10 protein-coding genes and 1 pseudogene are annotated in these 19,148 nt (G+C 66.7%); 7 read left to right on the forward strand and 4 right to left on the reverse strand.

What is annotated here, in order from left to right; genetic code table 11:
- Window positions 1-202: 202 nt before the first annotated feature.
- Window positions 203-3,763, reverse strand: a complete 3,561-nt coding sequence (locus AB0O19_RS08815) for a ricin-type beta-trefoil lectin domain protein (protein ID WP_363618778.1) — start codon at window positions 3,761-3,763, stop codon at window positions 203-205.
- A gap of 582 nt (window positions 3,764-4,345) precedes the next feature.
- On the opposite strand from AB0O19_RS08815, the gene AB0O19_RS08820 reads away from it, so the two are divergent.
- Window positions 4,346-11,563: a polymorphic toxin-type HINT domain-containing protein gene (locus tag AB0O19_RS08820; RefSeq protein WP_363618779.1), complete on the forward strand. Its 7,218-nt coding sequence runs from the start codon at window positions 4,346-4,348 to the stop codon at window positions 11,561-11,563.
- A gap of 13 nt (window positions 11,564-11,576) precedes the next feature.
- A complete protein-coding gene (locus AB0O19_RS08825) occupies window positions 11,577-11,885 on the forward strand; it encodes a hypothetical protein (RefSeq protein WP_363618780.1) in 309 nt (102 codons plus the stop codon).
- Window positions 11,886-11,964: 79 nt separating this feature from the next.
- Here the strand turns inward: AB0O19_RS08825 and AB0O19_RS08830 are convergent, their stop codons facing one another.
- The 3 genes and pseudogenes from AB0O19_RS08830 to AB0O19_RS08840 all read right to left on the reverse strand — a co-directional run.
- A complete protein-coding gene (locus tag AB0O19_RS08830) occupies window positions 11,965-13,266 on the reverse strand; it encodes a site-specific integrase (protein ID WP_363618781.1) in 1,302 nt (433 codons plus the stop codon).
- Window positions 13,266-13,460 carry a helix-turn-helix domain-containing protein gene (locus tag AB0O19_RS08835; RefSeq protein WP_363618782.1) on the reverse strand — a complete coding sequence of 65 codons (195 nt, stop codon included), beginning with the start codon at window positions 13,458-13,460 and terminating at the stop codon, window positions 13,266-13,268. The genes AB0O19_RS08830 and AB0O19_RS08835 overlap by 1 nt, the downstream gene beginning before the upstream one ends.
- Window positions 13,457-14,032: pseudogene (locus tag AB0O19_RS08840) on the reverse strand (replication initiator); the annotation flags it as partial. The pseudogene AB0O19_RS08840 and the gene AB0O19_RS08835, both read right to left, overlap by 4 nt.
- Here AB0O19_RS08840 and AB0O19_RS08845 point away from each other — a divergent pair.
- The 5 genes from AB0O19_RS08845 (at window position 14,006) to AB0O19_RS08865 (ending at window position 19,134) form a co-directional block, all read left to right on the forward strand.
- Entirely contained in the window at window positions 14,006-15,004 is a 999-nt protein-coding gene (locus AB0O19_RS08845) for an RHS repeat-associated core domain-containing protein (RefSeq protein ID WP_363618783.1), read from the forward strand. The pseudogene AB0O19_RS08840 and the gene AB0O19_RS08845 sit on opposite strands and share 27 nt — an antisense overlap.
- Before the next feature lie 321 nt (window positions 15,005-15,325).
- On the forward strand, window positions 15,326-16,162 hold the full coding sequence (locus AB0O19_RS08850; protein ID WP_363618784.1) for a barstar family protein: 837 nt from the start codon (window positions 15,326-15,328) through the stop codon (window positions 16,160-16,162).
- 767 nt (window positions 16,163-16,929) lie between these two features.
- On the forward strand, window positions 16,930-18,120 hold the full coding sequence (locus tag AB0O19_RS08855; RefSeq protein WP_363618785.1) for an alpha/beta hydrolase: 1,191 nt from the start codon (window positions 16,930-16,932) through the stop codon (window positions 18,118-18,120).
- Window positions 18,121-18,307: 187 nt separating this feature from the next.
- Window positions 18,308-18,598 carry a hypothetical protein gene (locus tag AB0O19_RS08860; RefSeq protein ID WP_363618786.1) on the forward strand — a complete coding sequence of 97 codons (291 nt, stop codon included), beginning with the start codon at window positions 18,308-18,310 and terminating at the stop codon, window positions 18,596-18,598.
- Between the two features lie 185 nt (window positions 18,599-18,783).
- Window positions 18,784-19,134: a hypothetical protein gene (locus AB0O19_RS08865; RefSeq protein WP_363618787.1), complete on the forward strand. Its 351-nt coding sequence runs from the start codon at window positions 18,784-18,786 to the stop codon at window positions 19,132-19,134.
- Window positions 19,135-19,148: the final 14 nt, after the last annotated feature.

The following is a 19,148-nucleotide window of genomic DNA, read 5'->3' on the forward strand; positions in this document are numbered from 1 at the left end:
GCCGCGAGCCCCACCCCCGGACAACGGAGTTTCACCTCCCCCCACAACCCCCGCTACGCGCAGCCCCAGCCATCACAGAGCTCCCGCGCCAGATGGGCCACCACAGGCCGGTGGGCCTCGACGCGGCGTCGAGGCCCACCGGCCTGCCTACAGGCTGTTCACGTTCTTCAGATCGGTTCAGCTCGCCCCACGGCGAGCGCCATCAGGGCGCGTGCTGCTCGTAGTTGAGGCTCCACTGCTGGTTGGCCTGCAGACCGGGGCAGTTCCAGATCCCGAGCCGGGTGCCCTGGTCGGTGGCCCATCCGGGCAGTTCGAGGCAGCGGCCGCCGGGGTTGTCCGCAGTGACGGTGGCGGGGAGGTAGATCCGGCCGTCCGGGCGTACGGCCCACTTCTGGCCGGTGTTGCCCACGCAGCGGGACAGGATCAGGCCGGTTCCGTTACCGAGGGCGTTGCCCTTGGTGGAGACGCACCAGCTACCGGAACGGATGGTGCCGTCGGTGGCGAAGTTGAACCGCTGGTTGATGGTCTGCCAGCAGGCGTAGGCGGCGACCTCGGTGCCTTCGTTGGGGCCGCCGATAGAGTCGGCGCATAGCCAGTTCACCACCTGGGAGTGGATGGTGACGCTGGAGTCGGAGAAGCCGGCGAAGGCCGGCGGGACGAAGCCGTCGACCTTGCCCTTGGTGCCGGCGTTGCTCTTGCCCGCGAAGATGGCGATCGCGTTGCTGTTGTCCATGACCCAGAGGTCGGGGGTGCCGTCGTTGTTGAGGTCTCCGGCGCCGATCCGGGGGTAGTCGCCCGCCTTGACCGGCTGGCCGACGTCCAGCTTGATCCCCTGGCCGGGCTTGGTGAGGGCGGAGTAGTCGACCGTTCCGTCGGCCTTGTAGCCGAGCGGGTAGGCGAAGAGGTCACCCGTCGTGCGGTTCCGCGCCCAGATGGTGGTCTGGTAGGTGGGGTCGGTGGTGCCGGGGACGGCGGTCGCCCCGTTGGCCGCACCCGGGTTGAGCAGTTCCAGGTCGGCCCAGCTGCCGGAGACGGCCGGGATGTAGGTGGCCGCGTCGAGGGAGTCGGCGAGGCCGTTGGGCTGGAAGAGGTAGAGGTTGTTGTTCTCCAGGGAGAGGATGGAGGTCTGGGTCATGATGACCTTGCGGGCCTCGTTGCCCGGCTCACCACCCACGGCCTCGCCGTCGGGCGTGCCGATCGCGATGACCTGCGACGCGCCGCTCCAGTTCTTCTGGTTGTAGCCGGAGCAGGGCTTGCCGGTCTCGTAGGTCGTGCAGGCGGGCCGGTTGAGGGCGATCGGGGTCAGGGTGTCGAAGCGCCCGGTGCCGTTGTTGGGGATCAGGTAGAGGGCCTCGCGCAGCTTGGAGGTCGTGTCCTTGGTGTAGTGGGCGAGAATCTCGTCGACGGCCTGTCCGACGGCGAAGGTGCCGTGGTGGCTGACCTGGTAGTCGGACCAGGTGGCGCCGTAGTCCCGGTTTCCCGGGGCGGCGGCGGCGGGGGCGGCCAGGGACGTGGTGGGGTCGATGGTGCCGCCGATGACGCGCAGGTCACCGTTCCTGTCGACGGTGATGACGTCGGGCTTCTGGTCGTTGTCGACGTCGCCGAACAGGGGCTGGGTGTCGGGCTTCCAGGGGACGTAGAAGTTGTAGACGGCCGGCTGGCTGTAGTTGCCGGCGTTGTCCATGGCCCAGGCGTACAGGGTGTTGGTGCCCCAGTCCCTGGGCTTGTAGGTGTACGGCTGGCCGGGGGGCAGGGTTCCGTTCTGGCCGCAGCGCCAGCCGACGACCGGGGTAGGGTCCGTGCTCACGCGCACGCAGGCGACGCCGGAGGCCTGGAGCCCGGCGCCGGGGGCGGGGTCCTCGGCGTTGATGGTGAAGGCACCCGGGTCGTTCATGTACTTGGCCGGGGTGGGGTTGGGGGTGCCCGACGGCGGGAAGTCAGTCGAGCTGATGCTGACGCGGGGGTTGGTCCTGTCGACGCGGAAGTAGCACCAGGGGGTCATGGGCGAGGTGAGGATCTCGTCGGTGGCGCGGGCGGTCCAGCCGTACTGGTGGCCGTCTGACAGTGATCCCACGCTCACGGAGGGGCCGGGGTCGTTGTAGTTGAGGCCCCAGGCTCCTGGCGTCGCAATGAAGTTGGGGTCGTTGTCATCCCACATGTGATAGCCGGTGTAGAGGGTCTGGCCGGCGGGCGAGTTGCTGTTGGCGGTGAGGTAGATGTCTCGGTTGCTACCGATCCAGCCGGGGTTGTCCCAGGGGTTTGCGCCGCCGGTGGTGCACTCGGTGGCACTGTTGTTCCAGGCGAAGCCAGGAGCGGGGCTGGTGCGCGGGTACCAGACGGTCGGGGTGATGTCGTAGGTGGTGGTGATGTACGGGCTGTTGGCGATGTTGTGCCGGTACAGCTTTTCCCACTCGTTGTTCATCGGGGCGATGGCGGCGGTCCACCAGGGCCACTGGCCGGCGATCGCCTGCTTCATGATGTCTGTCACGTCGACGGTCAGCGGGCCGGTGCCGGTGATCCACTGGCCGTTGACCGTCGGGCAGTTCTCCATGGCGATGTTGCCGTTGGTGCCGCAGGGCTGATCGTTCCAACTGGTGTGCTCGTGGATGGGCTTGGGAGCCGAGTACACAACGAGCGGCGTGTTCGTGCCTGGGCTGGAGGCGCCGGTGACCTGGAAGTTGAGAGTGGAACTGAAGATCGTCGGCGGGCTCTCGGCGCCGCCGGGCTTGGTGTAGAGCACCGGGTTGATGCCGAACTGAAAGTAGGCGCGCTGGCGGCCCAGGTCACCGCAGTCCAGGCTCGGGTCGCTGCTGTGGTAGCCGCAGTAGCCGGTGGCCAGGTTACTCTTCTTGTTGAAGTTCTCCGCTTTCTTGTGGTTCTCCTGAACCTCGACGGAGCCCTGGACGGAGCTGGTGGCCGTGACCAGGGAGGGGTCGAGGTACCAGGGGCCGTCACCGGATCCGAGCGCGTCGTGGTTCGGTGTCAGTTCGATGGCCGAGGGCGTGATCTTGGTGGTGATGGCGGCCACGTTCGCGCCGTCACCCGGTTCTTCGGCGGTCGACGGAATCCCGCTCGCGCTCCCCGTGGGCGCGGGCGTCGGGGCGGCCGCCAACGCCGCGCGCACCGAGTCCCTGGAAGCCCGGTCGGCGGAGGCGGTCGAAGGCGCGGGCTTGCTGGAGTCCCACTGCAGCGGCATGGGCGCGCGGAAGCGCGTGGCACCGCTGTCGTCGACGACGGTGATGCCGCCGGACTGGTCCTTGGCCATGGACAGGCCCTGCGCGGAGACGGGGAAGGTGAGCGACTTGAGCGCCGCGCTCTCGGCGGCCTCCTTGGTCCGCACGATGATGGCGTCCCGCCAGCCGCCCTGGGACAGCGCGGTCAGCTGCAGGTCCACACCGGGGAGGACGTCGGCGTAGGTGGCGTTGGCGCCGGTCACGGACGGCTTGGGCAGGGCGAACGGGGCGTTCACCGCGAGGCTCTTGCCGTCGTCGGTCGTCACGGTGGCCATCGGGCCTGCCCCGCCGCCGGAGAACTTCAGCCCGGTCGTCGCGACGGCCGGGCTGAACGTGCCGTCGGCGTTGGCCCGCAACGTCGAGTCGATGTCAGCCCATGTACCTCCACGCTTGGTTCGTACAGCCAGGGCGTTGTCGGTGCTGGTCAGCGTGCCGTCGGGGTTGGCGATGGTCTTGGAGACCTCGCTGGTCAAGGTCTCGACGGTGACCGGCTTGCCGGTCGTCTTGGCCTTGGTAATCGCATCCAGCATGGCCTGCTGCGCGGGGGTTCGGGCGGGTGCCGGTGACGAGGGGACGATCGGTCCCAGTCCACCTACAGGGCCGTGGGTCGGCGGGGCAGGGACGGTGTCGGCCGCGAGCGCCGCCGGCGCGCTGAGCAGGGCCAGGCTCAGGGCGCAGCCGGTGCCGAGGGCGGTCAGCGCGAGTATGCGCCTGCGTATGGACGGTGTCGGTGGTGTGTGCGCGATTGTGCGCGGAGTGCTGGTCATGCGGATTGCGGGGTCCCTCCCGGTCGGGCCGCACCCTCGATGGGATGCGTTCGGGTGGGAACGATGCGTGCTGGCCTGTGGATCGGTCAAACCCTTTGTCAGTTCGTGCCGATGTGTCCGGATAAGCCGCGGATCGCGAGATCAAGACTTCATAAACATCTCATGTACAGCACCGGCGCGACCTGGTGGCGTGTCAGTGGGTGCACATATCGTCACCTCGATCCTGACACACCCATGTCCATATGACGCCGTGTCGACAATGACTGAGGAGAGACCACTGTGGTGGTTTGGCCTGCCCGGAAACGGGCCGGAAAACAAATAGGCGGCCGATGGCGGTCGCCAGCCGTGGCGGCCCTGGTCGCTCTCACGCTGACCGGGGTGAGCGTGCCGCCGGCGGTGGCATGGACCTACCCCGAGCCCGAGGGGGAGGTCTGGGCTCCTCCGAACACGCCCCTGGGAAGCGCGACCCCCTCCGTCAAGGGACACGATGCCCAGCCGCCCGGCGCCAGGACGGCGGTCAAGGCGGCGGACTGGAAGCCGGAGACCGCTCCGCCGGTCGTCACCGGCACCGAGACGGTCGTGCTCGGCTCCGAAAGCGCCGAGGCCGAGGCAGCCCGCAAGGCAACCGGTGGGACTTCACCCGCCTCTGGTGGCATGACCGGAACCAAAGCCGGGGATCTGGCCGTCCGGGTCGCACCGGGAACCGGCCAGGGTGAGAGCGCGCACGCCGTCACCGTCGAGGTGGCCGGACAGGACAAGGGCAAGGCCGCAGGCGTCAACGGACCGCTGGTGGCGCTGGCCGACGCCAAGGCGTCGGTCGGTGGCGGCGGGCGGCAGGCGAGCGTCACCCTGGACCTGAAGGCCCTACAGGCGGGCGGGTGGTCGGACCGCGCCGGACTCGTCGCGCTCCCAGCCTGTTCACTGACCACACCGGAACGCCCCGAGTGCCGTACGCAGACCCCGGTCCCGGCGAAGAGCGACGGCTTCGGCACGATCACTGCGAACGTCACCCTCCCACCTGCCGCGGCGTCCAACAATGCCCACGGCGGCGCAGTGAGGGCTTCCTACACCACGACGCCGACATCCGCCCAGACGCTGGCCACCGACGGCGCTGGCAGTTCAGCAGGCGGTCCCGTGGTCCTATCGCCCACGCCCTCACCATCGGGTCCGATGGGCAACTACACCGCGACGTCGCTGTCGCCGTCGAGTGCATGGTCAGCGGGGTCCAACACTGGCAGCTTCGCGTACAACTATCCGATCCAGGTGCCGCCTTCCCTAGGCGGGGGTGCTCCTGTCGTAGCGCTGAGCTACAACTCCGCAGATGTGGATGGCAAGACGTCCGCCTCGAACGCACAGCCCTCGTGGGTTGGTGACGGCTGGGGCTACGAGCCCGGCTTCATCGAGCGTTCCTATCGCAGCTGCGACGCGGCCGGTATCACTGATTCCTCCGACAAGTGCTGGGGTGGGCAGAACGCCACGCTCTCCCTGCCCGGGCACTCCGGCACGATCGTGCGCGACGATGCCCTTGGAACCTGGCACCTTCAAAGTGACGACGGCTCTAAGGTCGAACAGCTCACCGGGGCGCCGAAAGTGGCTGGCGATGTCGACTACCAGGGTATGGAGTACTGGCGGATCACGACGCCCGACGGTGTCCAGTACTACTTCGGCCTCAACCACCTGCCGGGCAGCGACGGTAGCGACCCTTCGGCGAACTCCGCCCTGACCCTGCCGGTGTACTCACCCAACAGCGGCGACCCCTGCTACAACTCCGGCAGCGGTAACAAGTCCTGGTGCCAGATGGCGTGGCGCTGGCAGCTCGACTACGTGGTCGACCCGCACGGCAACCTGACCACGTACAAGTACGCCGCCGAGGGCAACAAGTACAACCGCGGCCGTGTCCAGAGCGGCGGCAACGGCACCCTCGCCGACTACCAGCGGGCCGGTTACCTCAAGGAGATCGCCTACGGCCAGCGCCTGGACGAACAGAAGGCAGCTAAGGGCCGCGCCAAGCCCGCCGCGAAGGTCACCTTCGCAGTCGCGGAACGCTGTATACCCAGCGGGTCGATCACCTGCTCCGAGGAGCAGCGCACAGCGGCCAACGCGACCGCCTGGCCCGACACTCCGATCGACCAGATCTGCACCGACAACTCCTGCGTGGTCTCGGCGCCTACGTTCTTCACGACCAAGCGGCTGACCGAGATCACCACCCAGGTCGTGGTCGACTCTGACTACCGCACAGTCGACACCTGGAATCTGAACCAGGAACTCGCCGACCCCACGGACGGCACCAAACGCCTCCTGCAGCTCGACTCCGTCCAGCGCGTGCCGAGCAACGGCCAGGCAAAAATGGAAGATCTGCCGGCGGTGCAGTTCCAGTACGACATGCGCGCCAATCGCGTTGATGGCCTCGTCCCAGCATCGCCGATGTTCAAGCGCCCACGCCTGATGGGCATCACGACCGAGACCGGCGGCCGGATCGACGTCATCTACGCCGACCCCGAATGCTCCCGGGCCAACAACCGCATGCCGGCCTCTGAAGACAGCAACACGATGGCCTGTATGCCCGTCAAGTGGTACCCGGAATTCCTGTCCTCGAAGGACCCGGTCAACGACTGGTTCGACAAGCCTCTCGTCAAGGCCGTCGTCGAGCAGGACCTCGTCAGCACACCCACTATCGGCAAGGTCACCGAGTACGCCTACGGAGGCGGGGCCGCCTGGCACCGCGACGATGCCGAGTTCACCGATTCCAAGACCCGTACCTGGAGCCAGTTCCGCGGCTACCAGTCGGTGACGACCACCACCGGCAGCGGCAGCTCCAGTGAGGCCCCCAAAACCCAGCAGAAGGTCACCTACCTGCGGGGAATGAACGACGACTACCTCGCCAACGGTAAGACCCAGCGCGACATCCAGGTTCCCAGCCCGCTCGGCGGCACCGTCGCCGACAGCGCCCAGCTCGCCGGCCGCGTCGTCGCCACCGAGGTCTACGACCAGGCCGGCGGTACGGTCACGGCGGTGACCGGGAACATCTATAACGGGCAGAAGTTCTCCGCGACCCACGCCCAGAACACGGGCGCGCCGAAGATCCAAGCATGGCTTCCGGACTCCGAGACCACTACGATCGCCAAAGCCAGGCTCGCCGACGGCAGCTGGCGCACGGCCACGACGGTCACGACCACCGAGCCGGCCAACGGCAACCGCGTCGTCAAGGTCGACGACAAGGGCGACGGCACCGCCGCCACCCCCGAGACCTGCACCACCATCGGCTACGCGACCAGCGACAACCCCCTGCTCCTGGTCCTGGTGAAGGAGAAAACGACCTTCCAGGGGGCCTGCAGCACGAAGGCCAACGCCTCCAACACCCTGTCCAGCAGCCGCATCGTCTACGACGGCATGGCCTTCAAACAGGCCGGTGCGGTCGGCGACCCGACCAGTACCCAAGTCCTCGACCGCTTCGACCAGAGCGGCAACCCCATCTACGTGCACGGTGGCAGCACAACCTTCGACGTCTACGGACGGCCTGCCACGACCGCGACGACTAACGGGTCGACCTACGACCTCAACGGCGCGCAACTGAGCGGCCCGTCCGTCACCCCGGCCGCCACGTCGGTCGCCCTCACCCCAGCCTCCGGCCGGCTGCCGACCGAGATCCGCACTACCGGCCCGATGGGAACCGCTTGGACTACCACAGTCACCCAGGATCCGGCCCGCGGCTCACCGCTGGCCAGTAAAGACATCAACAATCGCGTCACCACCGCCCAGTACGACGCCCTCGGCCGCATCACCGCAGTCTGGGCGCCCGACAGGCCGACAGAGGAACCGCCCAGTCAGAAGTTCACCTACCTTCTGAACGGCTCCAAGGCTCCGTCCACCGTTAAGACCGAATCGATCAACGACGACGCGGTCACTTACTCCGCGAGCATCGACATCTACGACGGCCTGGCACGGCCACGGCAGACCCAGAGCACCAGCGCCGCCAAGCCGACCGGACGTCTGATCACCGACACCGTCTACGACACCCACGGCTGGGCGATCAAGACTTCGGCCCCGTACTACGAACAGGGGTCCTTCCCCACCGGCTCCGTCTTCATCCCGGCAGCCGACGGCCAGGTCCCGGGCCAGACGTGGAACACCTACGACGGTAACGGGCGCGTCGTGCGCTCAGAGTTCCGCTCCTACGGAAACCTCCAGTGGGCCACCAGCACCGCCTACCCCGGCGCCGACCGCACCGATGTCACCCCGCCCTCGGGCTCCACACCGACCTCGACCATGGTCGACGCCCGAGGCCGCACCACCGCCCTGGGGCAGTACCGGACGGCAACCGCGACCGGCAACCTGGCCGACGCGGACGTCACCAGCTACGGATACACGCCGACCGGTCTCACCACGTCCCGGACCGACAGCAGCGGCAACACCTGGAACTACGCCTATGACCTGCGCGGACGCCAGACCTCGGCATCCGATCCGGACACCGGCGCGACAAGGACGTTCTACGACGTCAACTCGCGCATCGACCACACCATCGACGCCAAGAACAACACCCTCTCCTACACCTACGACCTGCTCGGCCGTAAGACCGGCACCTTCAACGGCGCCGCGGCGCCCGCGAACCAGCTGGCCTCATGGACGTACGACACCCTCGTCAAGGGCCAGCCCACCTCCTCGACCCGCTACGTCGGCGGAGCCGGTGGCACGGCGTACACCAAGGCCGTCACCGACTACGACACCGCCTACCGTCCTCTCGGCTCATCGGTCACCATCCCGTCCGCCGAGGGCGCACTCGCCGGTACCTACACCACGACCAACACCTACAGCCCGGTCATCGGCTCCCTGACGAAGGTCGGCATTCCCGCCGCGGGCGGGCTGCCGGCCGAAACCGTCAGCTACGGCCGGACCATCACCGGCCTGCTCACCGCGGCCGCCAGCCTCAGCAAGGCCGTCATCGCCAAGGTCGAGTACGACGCGCTCGCGCGCCCCGTGCGTACGACGGTCGGCCAGTACGGCAAGCAGGTCGTCTCCACCCAGCAGTACGACTGGGCCACCGGACGGGTCATCAACAACTTCACCGACCGCCAGGTCGGAACCGTCTCGGTCGACCAGACCAGCTACACCTACACCCAGTCCGGCCAGATCACCTCGGCCACCACCGTCCAGGATGCCTCGGCGACCGACACCCAGTGCTTCACCTATGACCACCTCCGCCGGCTGACCGGCGCCTGGACCGACACCGCGGGCACCTCCACCACCGCAGACTGGACCGACTCCTCGGGCGAGGTCCACGGCACCGGCAGCTCCACCGCCGTGCCCGGTGTCGGCGGCTGCAACAACGCGAACGGCCCGGCCACCGTCAACCCCGGTGGACGGACCATCGGTGGCCCGGCACCCTACTGGAACACCTACACCTACGACGCGACCGGCAACCGCACCGGCCTCGTCCAGCACGACATCACCGGCAACAGCCTCAACGACATCACCACGACCCAGACCTTCGGAGCCGCCAAGAGCACCAACTCCCCCACCAGCGCCCCCAACACCGGCGGCGGAACCGGGGGGCCCCACGCCCTGCTCACCTCCACCACCAGCGGGCCGGCGGGTACCAAGGCCGTCAGCTACCAGTACGACGCCAAGGGCAACACCACCGCCATCACGGACACCGGCGGTACCACCACCCTGGCCTGGAACGGCGAGGACAAGCTCGACTCCGTCACCAAGACCGGCCAGGCCGGCGCCACCACCTACCTCTACGACGCCGACGGCAACCAGCTCATCCGCCGCAACCCCGGCAAAACCACGCTCAACCTGCCCACCGACGAGCTCACCCTCGACACCTCCAGCCCCGGCGGGTCCCTGAGCAACGTCCGCTCCATCACCGCCCCGGGCGGCCTGACCTACACCCGCGTCACCGCCCCCATCGGTGGAGGCACCGTCCTCATTCAAGCCGCGGATCCGCACGGCACCAACGGCCTCCAGGTCAACACCAACGCGCCCCAGACCGTCACCCGCCGCCCCACCGACCCATTCGGCAACCCGCGCGGCACCCAACCCGGCACCAACCAGTGGGCCGGCACCAAGGGCTTCGTCGGCGGCAGCAAGGACGACACCACCGGACTCACCAACCTCGGCGCCCGCCAGTACGACCCCGTCCGCGGACGCTTCATCAGCCCCGACCCCATCCTCGACACAGCCGACCCCCAGCAATGGAACGGCTACGCCTACAGCAACAACAACCCCGTCAACCTCTCCGACCCCAGCGGGCTTCGCCCTGACGGCACCTGCGGTGGGATGGGGTCTTGCGAGACTCCGGACGGCCAGGTTGTTCAGGAAGTCTGGATCCCTCAGCACCATGGCGGCTGGGATGTCGTCATTCAGAAGAGCGCGCCCCCCTCACCATTGTCGCTGGAAGAGCGCACAATGAATTCCTTTCTGAGAACTGCCGATCTGGCTCAGCACCAGGACCCTACTAGAAAGGCATCCGACACTGAAATATCCCGCGTAATAAAGAAGTACAACTATGGCAGCGGGACCATCGAATGGGCAGCTCTGCAAATGTGGGAGTATGGCGCATCGGAAGATGAAGCCGACTTCTTCCGCGCAAATTACTGCCTCTTTATAGATTGCGGCCTCGAAGGCCAGATGGCCGGGCATGGCGCAATTGGCGATCCTCTCGCCACACCATTCGGCCCATCCCCAATGGAGCGGAGCGCCAACGCGGTCGCCGGCTCAATGATGGCCTTGGGTGCGCGTGGTGGCACAGGCAAGCCTGGCGAACTCATGGGCCTTTCCGCCAAGGCCCGCGCCGCCCTCAGATGCCAGAGCTTCATCGCCGATACCCTAGTCATTATGTCCGATGGTCAACAGAAGCCGATTGACCAAGTCGAGGTTGGCGACCTGGTGATGGCAACGGACCCACAAACAGGGGAGAGCAGCGCTAAAATCGTAACAGCTGTAGTAGTGACACCAGATGACGAGGACTTCACGGACCTGTCATTCCCGGATGAGGCGGCCTCAGCTACGCCACTTGTCACCACTTGGCACCACCCCTTCTGGAGCGTCACGAACGGTCGATGGGTCGAGGCCAGCGAGCTCCACTCAGGCGACCAGCTGCGCACTCCCCGTGGAGCCCCAACCACCGTCACAGGCGTACGCAACTATCACCAGCAGGCCCTTACCTACAACCTCACGGTCGCAGACCTCCACACGTACTATGTACTCGCTGGAAATGTTCCGGTCCTGGTGCATAATTCCGACCTGCCGTGCGCAAAGACGTATTGGCCCAAGGGCAAGGCGTCCAATGTCTGCACTATTTCTGGGAGTAATGGCTGCGAGGATGTTGCGCGCTCTATCCAGCAGAGTATCGGGGGTACTCGAATGAGGATTACGGACCGCTATGGGGCGCCGTCGCTCGGAAAATATCGCGGCCAGGACTCTCGCTGGGCGCACCATGACGTGGTTGTGAAGGATGATCGCGTGTACGATGCCTGGACAGGGCCAGGCGGCGAACCAATGGACGCGTATCGCGGACAATTTGAGTACGGCGACGATTTGGACTTTACTCCCCTTCATTAGAAAGAGGCTGGCCGTGGACTTCCACACCCTCCTTCGGAACGTGCAGCGCAGGCCCGGAGCCTATGGGCTGGACGGCTCGTATCGGGAATTCGTCGCCTTCATCAATGGGTGCGATGCAATGCAAGACTGGGAGCTGCTCAAGGGATTTCGCCAATGGCTGGCGGAAAGGCTTGGGCGTGGCGCCAATCTCGTTTGGTGGGAGCTGGTCCGCCAGATTTTTGTATCGGATAACGGAGACGGGACAGGCGAGTCAGAAGATGAGGCTCTGTGCAGTCGGATGTTCGTTCTGATGAGTGAGTTTCTAGCCAACGAAACTGCGTAACACTGCATGAAGAGGCCCTGCCGGAATCCATTTCTGGCAGGGCCTCTTCACGCTTTGACGGCAGTAGTTGACGGCAACGTCAGCGAACGGGTGCTGCACGAAGCGGTGGCTCGTCGCCGTTGTCGGGGGCTGCCCCGAGGGACTGTCCGATGGTGCGGCCGAGGAGGTCGATGGCGTCGCGCTGGAGGCGGAGGCGGACGTGTGCGTAGACGGTGGCGGTGACGCCGATGTGGGCGTGGCCGAGGAGTTCCTTGATGACGACGAGTTCGACGCCCTGTTCCAGGAGGAGGGTCGCGGTCGAGTGGCGGAGGTCGTGGAAGCGGATCCGGCGGAGCCGGGCGCGGCGGAGGAGTGCGTTGAAGTGCCGGGTGAGAGTGGCGGGTTCGATGGGGTGGCCGTCGGGCCGGGTGAAGACGTGGCCGCTGTCCACCCAGCCCGCGCTGGCCATCTCCTTCTCCTGGGCCTGCTGCGTGCGGTGGGTGCGGAGCGAGAGTAGACAGGGGGCCGGGAGGGCGATGCGGCGTTCGGAGCTGACTGTCTTGGTGGGGAGGGTGGTCAAGCCGCCGGTGCGGGTGCGCTGGAGGGTGCGTCGGATGCTGGCCGTGCCACTGCTGTGGTCGAGGTCTTCCCAGCGCAGGCCGAGGAGTTCGCCCTTGCGCAGTCCGGTGCGGAGGGCGAGTTCGAACAGTGCGTGGAGGCGGTGGCCCTGGGCGGCGGTGAGGAAGGTGCGGGCCTCGTCGGCGGTGAGGGGTTCGAAGCGGCGGGGGCGGGGTGTGCCGGTGCGGACATTGCGGGCGACGTTGCGCGGGATCTCTTCCTCCCGGACGGCGTGTTCCAGGGCGGACTTGAGTACGGAGTGGATGTAGGCGAGGGTCAGCGGGGAGAGTCGCTTGCCGCAGCACGTGCCGGTCGCGCAGCAGCGGGGCTGGTTGCGGGCGGCGTCGAGGCCGCGGGCGCAGCACTGGCAGGTGGTGCGGAGCTGGTTGAGCCATGTGCGCACATCCTTGGCGGTGAGCTTGGCGAGCTTCTTCTTGCCGAGGCCGGGGATGAGGTAGCGGTTTGTGCAGGCGGTGTAGCGGGTGTGGGTGGTCTCGCGGAGCTGGTGGACGGCGACGTTCTCCAGCCAGTACGTCAGGTACGCCCCGAGGCTGCCCTGGACGGAGACCACGGGGACGCCGCGGTTGCTGGCGGCGGTCTTCTCGGTGAGCTTGGCGAGGGCTTCCTTGCGGGTGGTGCCGTAGACGCGGACGCGCTTGCGGGTGTCGCCGACGGCGAGGACGTATCCGGCGGCTTCCCAGCGGCCGTCCTTGCGCTGGTAGACGGTGCCGTCGCCGTTGGCGCGGCTGCGGCGGGAGTCGGGGGTGTCGCGGGGTGTGGTCATCAGGCGGCTTCCTGTTCGAGTCGGGTGCGGATGAAGTCGTTGAGGGCGTGGGCGGGGATGCGGCGGGCGCGGCCGAGGGTGATCGAGCCGAGTTGCCGGGTGCGGAGCAGGTCGTAGACGGCGGAGCGGCCGAGTTGGAGGCGGGCCATGACCTGGGGGACCGTCACCAGTTCCGCCGATGTAGGCGGGGTCATGGGCGGTCCTCGCCTTCGTGCCTGAACTGCCGTTCGTGGGCGCGGTTGTGCCGGACGGTGGCGGCGAGGAGTTCTTCGCCGGGGCTGTAGCCAGAGCCGTGGTAGGTCCAGTGGCCGAGGACGAGGGTGATGCTCGGGTCGAGGTCGGGCATGTCGGTGTGTGCGCGGGCTTGTTCGGTGCGCCAGGTGCGGCGGGCGTCCCGCAGGGCGCCGAGGGTGACGGAGTAGCAGCGGAACTTGGTGGAGAAGTGGCCCCGGAAGCCGAGCATGTGCGCCCACTTCCACAGCTTGAGGTCGGCGAACTCCGGCCGCTGGCCGAGGTCCCAGCAGGTGCGGATCATCTGCCGCACGTGCCGTTCCACGGCCAGGCGGGGCAGGGGCCTGGCCTGTCCGGTGCCGCCGCAGGTGGTGCACTGGAGCGGGGTTCCGTGTGCGGTCAGGGTCATGCCGCGTCCCTGGCAGGGTCGGCAGAACAGGGCGCGGTCGAGAGCGCCGGATGAGTCGGCTGATTTGGTGGCGTACTTGGCCACGTAGGCGGCGACCGCGTGACCGGTCAGTTCGGCGTCACCGCCGCCATCGGCGGAGGCGCCGTCCTGATCCAGGCCGCCGACCCGCACGGCACCAGCAGCCTCCAGGTCAACACCAACGCGACCCAGACCGTCACCCGCCGCCCCACCGACCCGTTCGGGAACCCCCGCGGCGCCCAGCCCACCGCTAATCAGTGGGCCGGCACCAAGGGCTTCGTCGGCGGCACAAAGGACGACACCACCGAACTCACCAACCTCGGCGCCCGCCAGTACGACCCCATCCGCGGACGCTTCATCAGCCCCGACCCCATCCTCGACACAGCCGACCCCCAACAGTGGAACGGCTACGCCTACAGCAACAACAACCCCGTCAACCTCTCCGACCCCAGCGGCCTTCGCCCTGACGGCATGGTCGGCGGCACCAGCAGCCTCTTGCCCGATGGCACGACCGAGACATGGAAGCCGGACGACCACGGCGGATGGGAGTGGGCCCGCACCGTCTACTACGGCGCTCCAGGGCGTGGCGGGGCCCTCAAAGTCGAGCAGAAGATCAACTTCAACGCCAAGAAGCCACAGCCCGCAAACAGCACCCCACAGTGGATTGAGTTCGTCCCCAACGCCACCTGGGCCACGATCGTCAAGACCGCGGCCGACTTGACCGGCGTCACGCATGCGAAAACCTGCATCGAGGGCAGCGGGATGCCCCAAGCCGTGGGATGCCTCAACACCATGGCGAACCTCGTCGGATGGAGCAAGTCCAAGGCCTTGGAACGCGGGCTTGAAAAGGGCTTGGAGTACGCGCTCGAGTGCAATAGTTTCCCGGCGGGAACATTGGTTCTTCTGGTCGACGGCACTACCAAACCGATAGAGAAGGTCACCGCCAGCATCGCCAGCCCTGATGATCAGGAATTTACCGACCTCACCCTGACCACCACACAACAGCCCGGAACCATCTCCGAACGGAACCAAACCACTTCCGATCCCCAAGGAAGTCAAGTATCACTATACAGCTATTAAGCGAGGAAATGGAATTCCTCAACTCGACAACGAGGGCATGCAGAAGATATGTCGCGGCGACAAGCCGTCCCAGAGGCAGTGGGTGGGATCAAAGGAGTGGGTCGTGCCGTCGAACCGACCGGGGAACGGCCTGAGAATCCTACAGAATGAAGAGACGGGCCACATGGGGTGGAGCGAAAACCACTACACTACGATTCAAGAATTCCCTGAGGGTTACGGCGACTAGCCGCGCGTATTAGAAAATCTACATCTGCTCACCCGAGGGGCCTCGCGCATACCACGGGCCCCTCGGGGTCACCCTCATTGAATGGACTCCTTTCGATGGTTACATCGGCCACATCCTTCACATTTTCATTCCATGTAGACGATGACGAAGAAACCTACCTAGGGAATTTTTCCAACCTTGATAATTTCTTCACTGGGTCATCCAGTGCACTATCCGAATTCGACGATGAAGCCGCAGGCGAGCTACACGGCAGCGGAGCCTGGCTGCAGCCCCGGATTTCCGGCCTCCTCCCATCCGAAGCCTTGAAAGGGTTCTGGAACGCCGCATCGGTCGGCGAAAGGTCGCTAGGAAATGTGCGGATCAATATCCACGATGTACATGGGCAGATAATCGGCTCATATTTTCTGGGATCCGTGACACTGGAAGACTGGATAGAGAGTCCGGATCTGACCGTAACAGCTACCCTTTCCTGCTGGGTCGGCATACTTCCCGAGAGAAGTGCCAGCACCCTATGGAAAACCTGGAGCCACCACGCGCCATCTATGAATGATTGGGTAAATCTTCCCCTGGGAGAGAGGGAAGGTTGGATCGAAGTTGCTCGAATGTATGGAAAAACGTCCCACCGAGCAAACGGTGCCGACTGCGAGTACGTTCTTATCGGAACCAACATTCATGATCTTGCAAGCTTCTACTGCGCCATCGGTGAGGCGATGAACGGCCCCGGCGGGTATTACGGCAGCAATTTGGCTGCGCTCGATGACTGTCTATTCGGCGGGTGTGGCCCAGCAGCCCCGTTCAAGCTCGTTTGGCAGGACTCTTCGATTGCAGCGAACACGCTCGACGCCCTGCCCACTTACAGCAAGAATAAAACTGTAATGAGTTTGATTCTCGAATGCTTCAAGCGTCGCGGTGTTGCCGTCGAGCTAGCGTGAGACGAGCTTCCAGTCCATCACCCCTCAGATGCGGCCAATGCGTGCCATGCGTCGCGGCATTGATTTTCAGCCACGAGGACTCTATAAATTCCGAAGTGGTTTATGTACAGGGAATGAACGTCTGCCAAATTTACACGGAGGGGGAATGTGAAGAATAAACCCCCAGCCTGGAATTTGTGCATCCATTTTCGGGATGTGATGAATTCCAGCGAGCGGCGATATACAGACACCTGACATCAGGGCGCCTTGCCGAGGAGCCTTGATTGTGCAATGGAGATGCCCCGCCAGAGCCTATTTAGCGGGGCATCTTTGCTATTCTAAGGGGCTGCAGAGGATCAACCTGTTAGGCGAGCTCGAAATCTTGAACTGGCAGCCCGGATATCTTTCGTAGGCTCTGGGAGCGTGGATCAATTAGTCATCCTGGCCCCGCTGGAATCGTTTTCAACTCTGGGCACGATGTCGGCGGACGGCGGGGGAGCCGTAGGGGGTGTTCCCCGGGCCAATGAGTGGTAAGTCGGTCGGACGGGGCTCAGGATTCGCGTGCCTACGGTTCCGGAAGGACCGTAGGCTGATGCGCGGATTCGATGGCGCAGTCGGCGGGGCGCTCAACTCTGCGCAAAGGCGGGCGATTTACGCAAGGGCGGGCAGGTGGAGGTGGGGGTGTCCGGGTGGGGGGCGTGGGCGGTGTGGCGGGTGCGACCTGGGGTGGAGGGGGTTACGTCGCGGGCAGGACGCGGTGGGGGTGGGGGCGGGCCTAGCGTGGCGGTATGTCGACAACTTCTCGGTGGCGGAATGCTGTTCTGCTCGCCGCGCCTATTGCCGTCCTGGTTTCGCTGGCCGGTCCGCAGGCCGCGCTGGCGGCTTCCCCGACGGTCGGAACGCTCTCGTTGAGTGCGGCGGCCGAGGTGCCACAGGTACCGCAGGTGCCCGCGCCGACGACGCGACGGGCGATCGGTGCCACGTCCGTCCACTTGGTGGACAAGGCCCGGCACGACCCCTGGCGGGCGGACGCCGCCAGCCGTGAACTGATGGCCACCCTCTGGTACCCGGCGCAGTCCCCGCGCGGGGAGCACGGGGAGCAACTGCCTTACGTCTCGCCAGAGGTGTCGTCCGCCCTGTTCGGCACCCCGGCTGTCAGCGAGGTGCGGACGGGCGTGAAGGCCCGTACGGTGCCCGCGCCCGGGCGGCACCCCGTGGTGGTGCTCTCCCCCGGTTACGGCTACAGCCGCACCTCGCTCACCGCCCTCGCCGAGGACCTCGCGGCCCGGGGCTACGTGGTGGCCGCGCTGGACCACACGTACGAGACGGTCGTGCAGTTCCCCGACGGGCGGGTGGAGACCTGCCTGATCTGCGATCAGGTGGACGACCGGCGGGCGGCCGAGGTCACCCGCAGTCGGGCGAAGGACATCAGTTTCCTGATCGACAAACTGACCGCGCCCGGGCCGGGGCTGGTCCGCGGGTTGCAGGTCGACCGCTCCCGGATCGGCGCGGCCGGCCATTCGATCGGCGGCGCGAGCGCCATCGAGGCGATGAGCGAGGACCGGCGGATCCGCGCCGCCGCCAACCTGGACGGCGACTTCTTCGCCCCGCTGCCGGCCGACGGCCTCGCCCGCCCGGTGCTGCTGCTCGGCGCCCAGCGGCACGCCGGCAGGCCCGCGACGGCCAACTGGGACGAGACCTGGCAGCGCCTGACCGGCTGGAAGCGCTGGCTGGACCTGCCGGAGGCCGGCCACCTGTCGTTCTGCGACATGCACTGGCTGGTGGACTCCCTCGGCGTCCGTGACCAGCTGCCGCCCGACACCACCCCGGAGCAGTACGGCACCATCAAGGGCGACCGCGCGCTCGCCGCCACCCGGGCGTACCTCGGCGCGTTCTTCGACCGGCACCTGCTCAACCGCCCGAGCCGACTGCTGGACGGGCCCTCGACGGCCTTCCCGGAGGTTCGCTTCGCCAAGTAGCAAGTGGCGATTAGCGAGTGGCAAATGGCGGGTGGCGGGTGGCGGGTGGGCCGCAAACCGCGCGGCGGGCCGGGGCACCCGATCAGGTGATTCGGCCGCCGCAGGGCCGTGACCTGCGGCGAATCGGGGCAGTCCTCCGGCGCAGCCGCCATCCGCGGCGGTTCCCCGGACACTCTGGAGTGACGACATGCGACGGATCAGCAAGGCGCTCGGCGCGGTGGCCCTGGCCGCGGTGGTGGCAGTGGCGGTGCCCGGCTCGGCCCAGGCGGCCACCGGTCAGCTCCGGGTCGGCTTCAAGTCCTACAACAACCCCTCGGGTTGCTACGGCAGCGACATCTGGCCCCTCATCGTCGAGAACCGCACCGACAAGTCCGCCCAGGTCTACGACCAGCCGGGCTGCGCGGGGTCCGTCATCGCTGTAGTACCGCCGGGCGAGAGCGGGACGTTCGAATTCGGCGCGAGCGTGAAAATCGACTGACCCTTCCGGACACGCAACGAGGCCGGTCGACCCGACGTGATGTCGGGTCGACCGGCCTCCTCGGTTCGCTCCCGTCGTCACCGGGGCGGCGACATCATGACGTGTTCATGCGAATGGGCCGATACGCAGGTGGATCGCAGGGGAACTGTCTGCGGAGTCCCGTCCCCCACCCAGGAGGTCCCCTCATGAAACGACTGCTCCTCGCCGCCGGCATGGCCACCGCCGTCCTGAGCCTGACCGGTGTCGGCGCCGCCGGCGCCGCCGGCGCGGCCGACGCGGCCGACGCGGCCGACGGGGCCGACGGGGGCGTGCACGGCGCCCCGGGCAAGCGGGTCGGTGGAGTGATCCGGTGCGATGAGGTGAGCAGCGAGCCGCCGAACGTGTTCGGCCGCTCCTGCGACAGCACCACCTGGGGCCCGCTGAGCGACTTCGTCGTCATGGACCGGACGACGCGCGCGGCGTACCAGTGTCAGACCGGCTGGGCCGAGGGCTCCCTGTGGGTGAACGGCCAGAACTGCCGCCCCATCCCCGCCTGATCGGCGGTCGGCTC

The organism is Kitasatospora sp. NPDC091276 (assembly GCF_040684355.1).
Lineage (GTDB): Bacteria > Actinomycetota > Actinomycetes > Streptomycetales > Streptomycetaceae > Kitasatospora.

Coding starts and splice junctions, on each gene's coding strand:
- AB0O19_RS08865 (WP_363618787.1), top strand. CDS start 18,784: ATGAAACGACTGCTCCTCGCCGCCGGCATGGCCACCGCCGTCCTGAGC.
- AB0O19_RS08835 (WP_363618782.1), bottom strand. CDS start 13,460: ATGACCCCGCCTACATCGGCGGAACTGGTGACGGTCCCCCAGGTCATG.
- AB0O19_RS08830 (WP_363618781.1), bottom strand. CDS start 13,266: ATGACCACACCCCGCGACACCCCCGACTCCCGCCGCAGCCGCGCCAAC.
- AB0O19_RS08815 (WP_363618778.1), bottom strand. CDS start 3,763: ATGCTGGATGCGATTACCAAGGCCAAGACGACCGGCAAGCCGGTCACC.
- AB0O19_RS08855 (WP_363618785.1), top strand. CDS start 16,930: ATGTCGACAACTTCTCGGTGGCGGAATGCTGTTCTGCTCGCCGCGCCT.
- AB0O19_RS08860 (WP_363618786.1), top strand. CDS start 18,308: ATGCGACGGATCAGCAAGGCGCTCGGCGCGGTGGCCCTGGCCGCGGTG.
- AB0O19_RS08850 (WP_363618784.1), top strand. CDS start 15,326: ATGGTTACATCGGCCACATCCTTCACATTTTCATTCCATGTAGACGAT.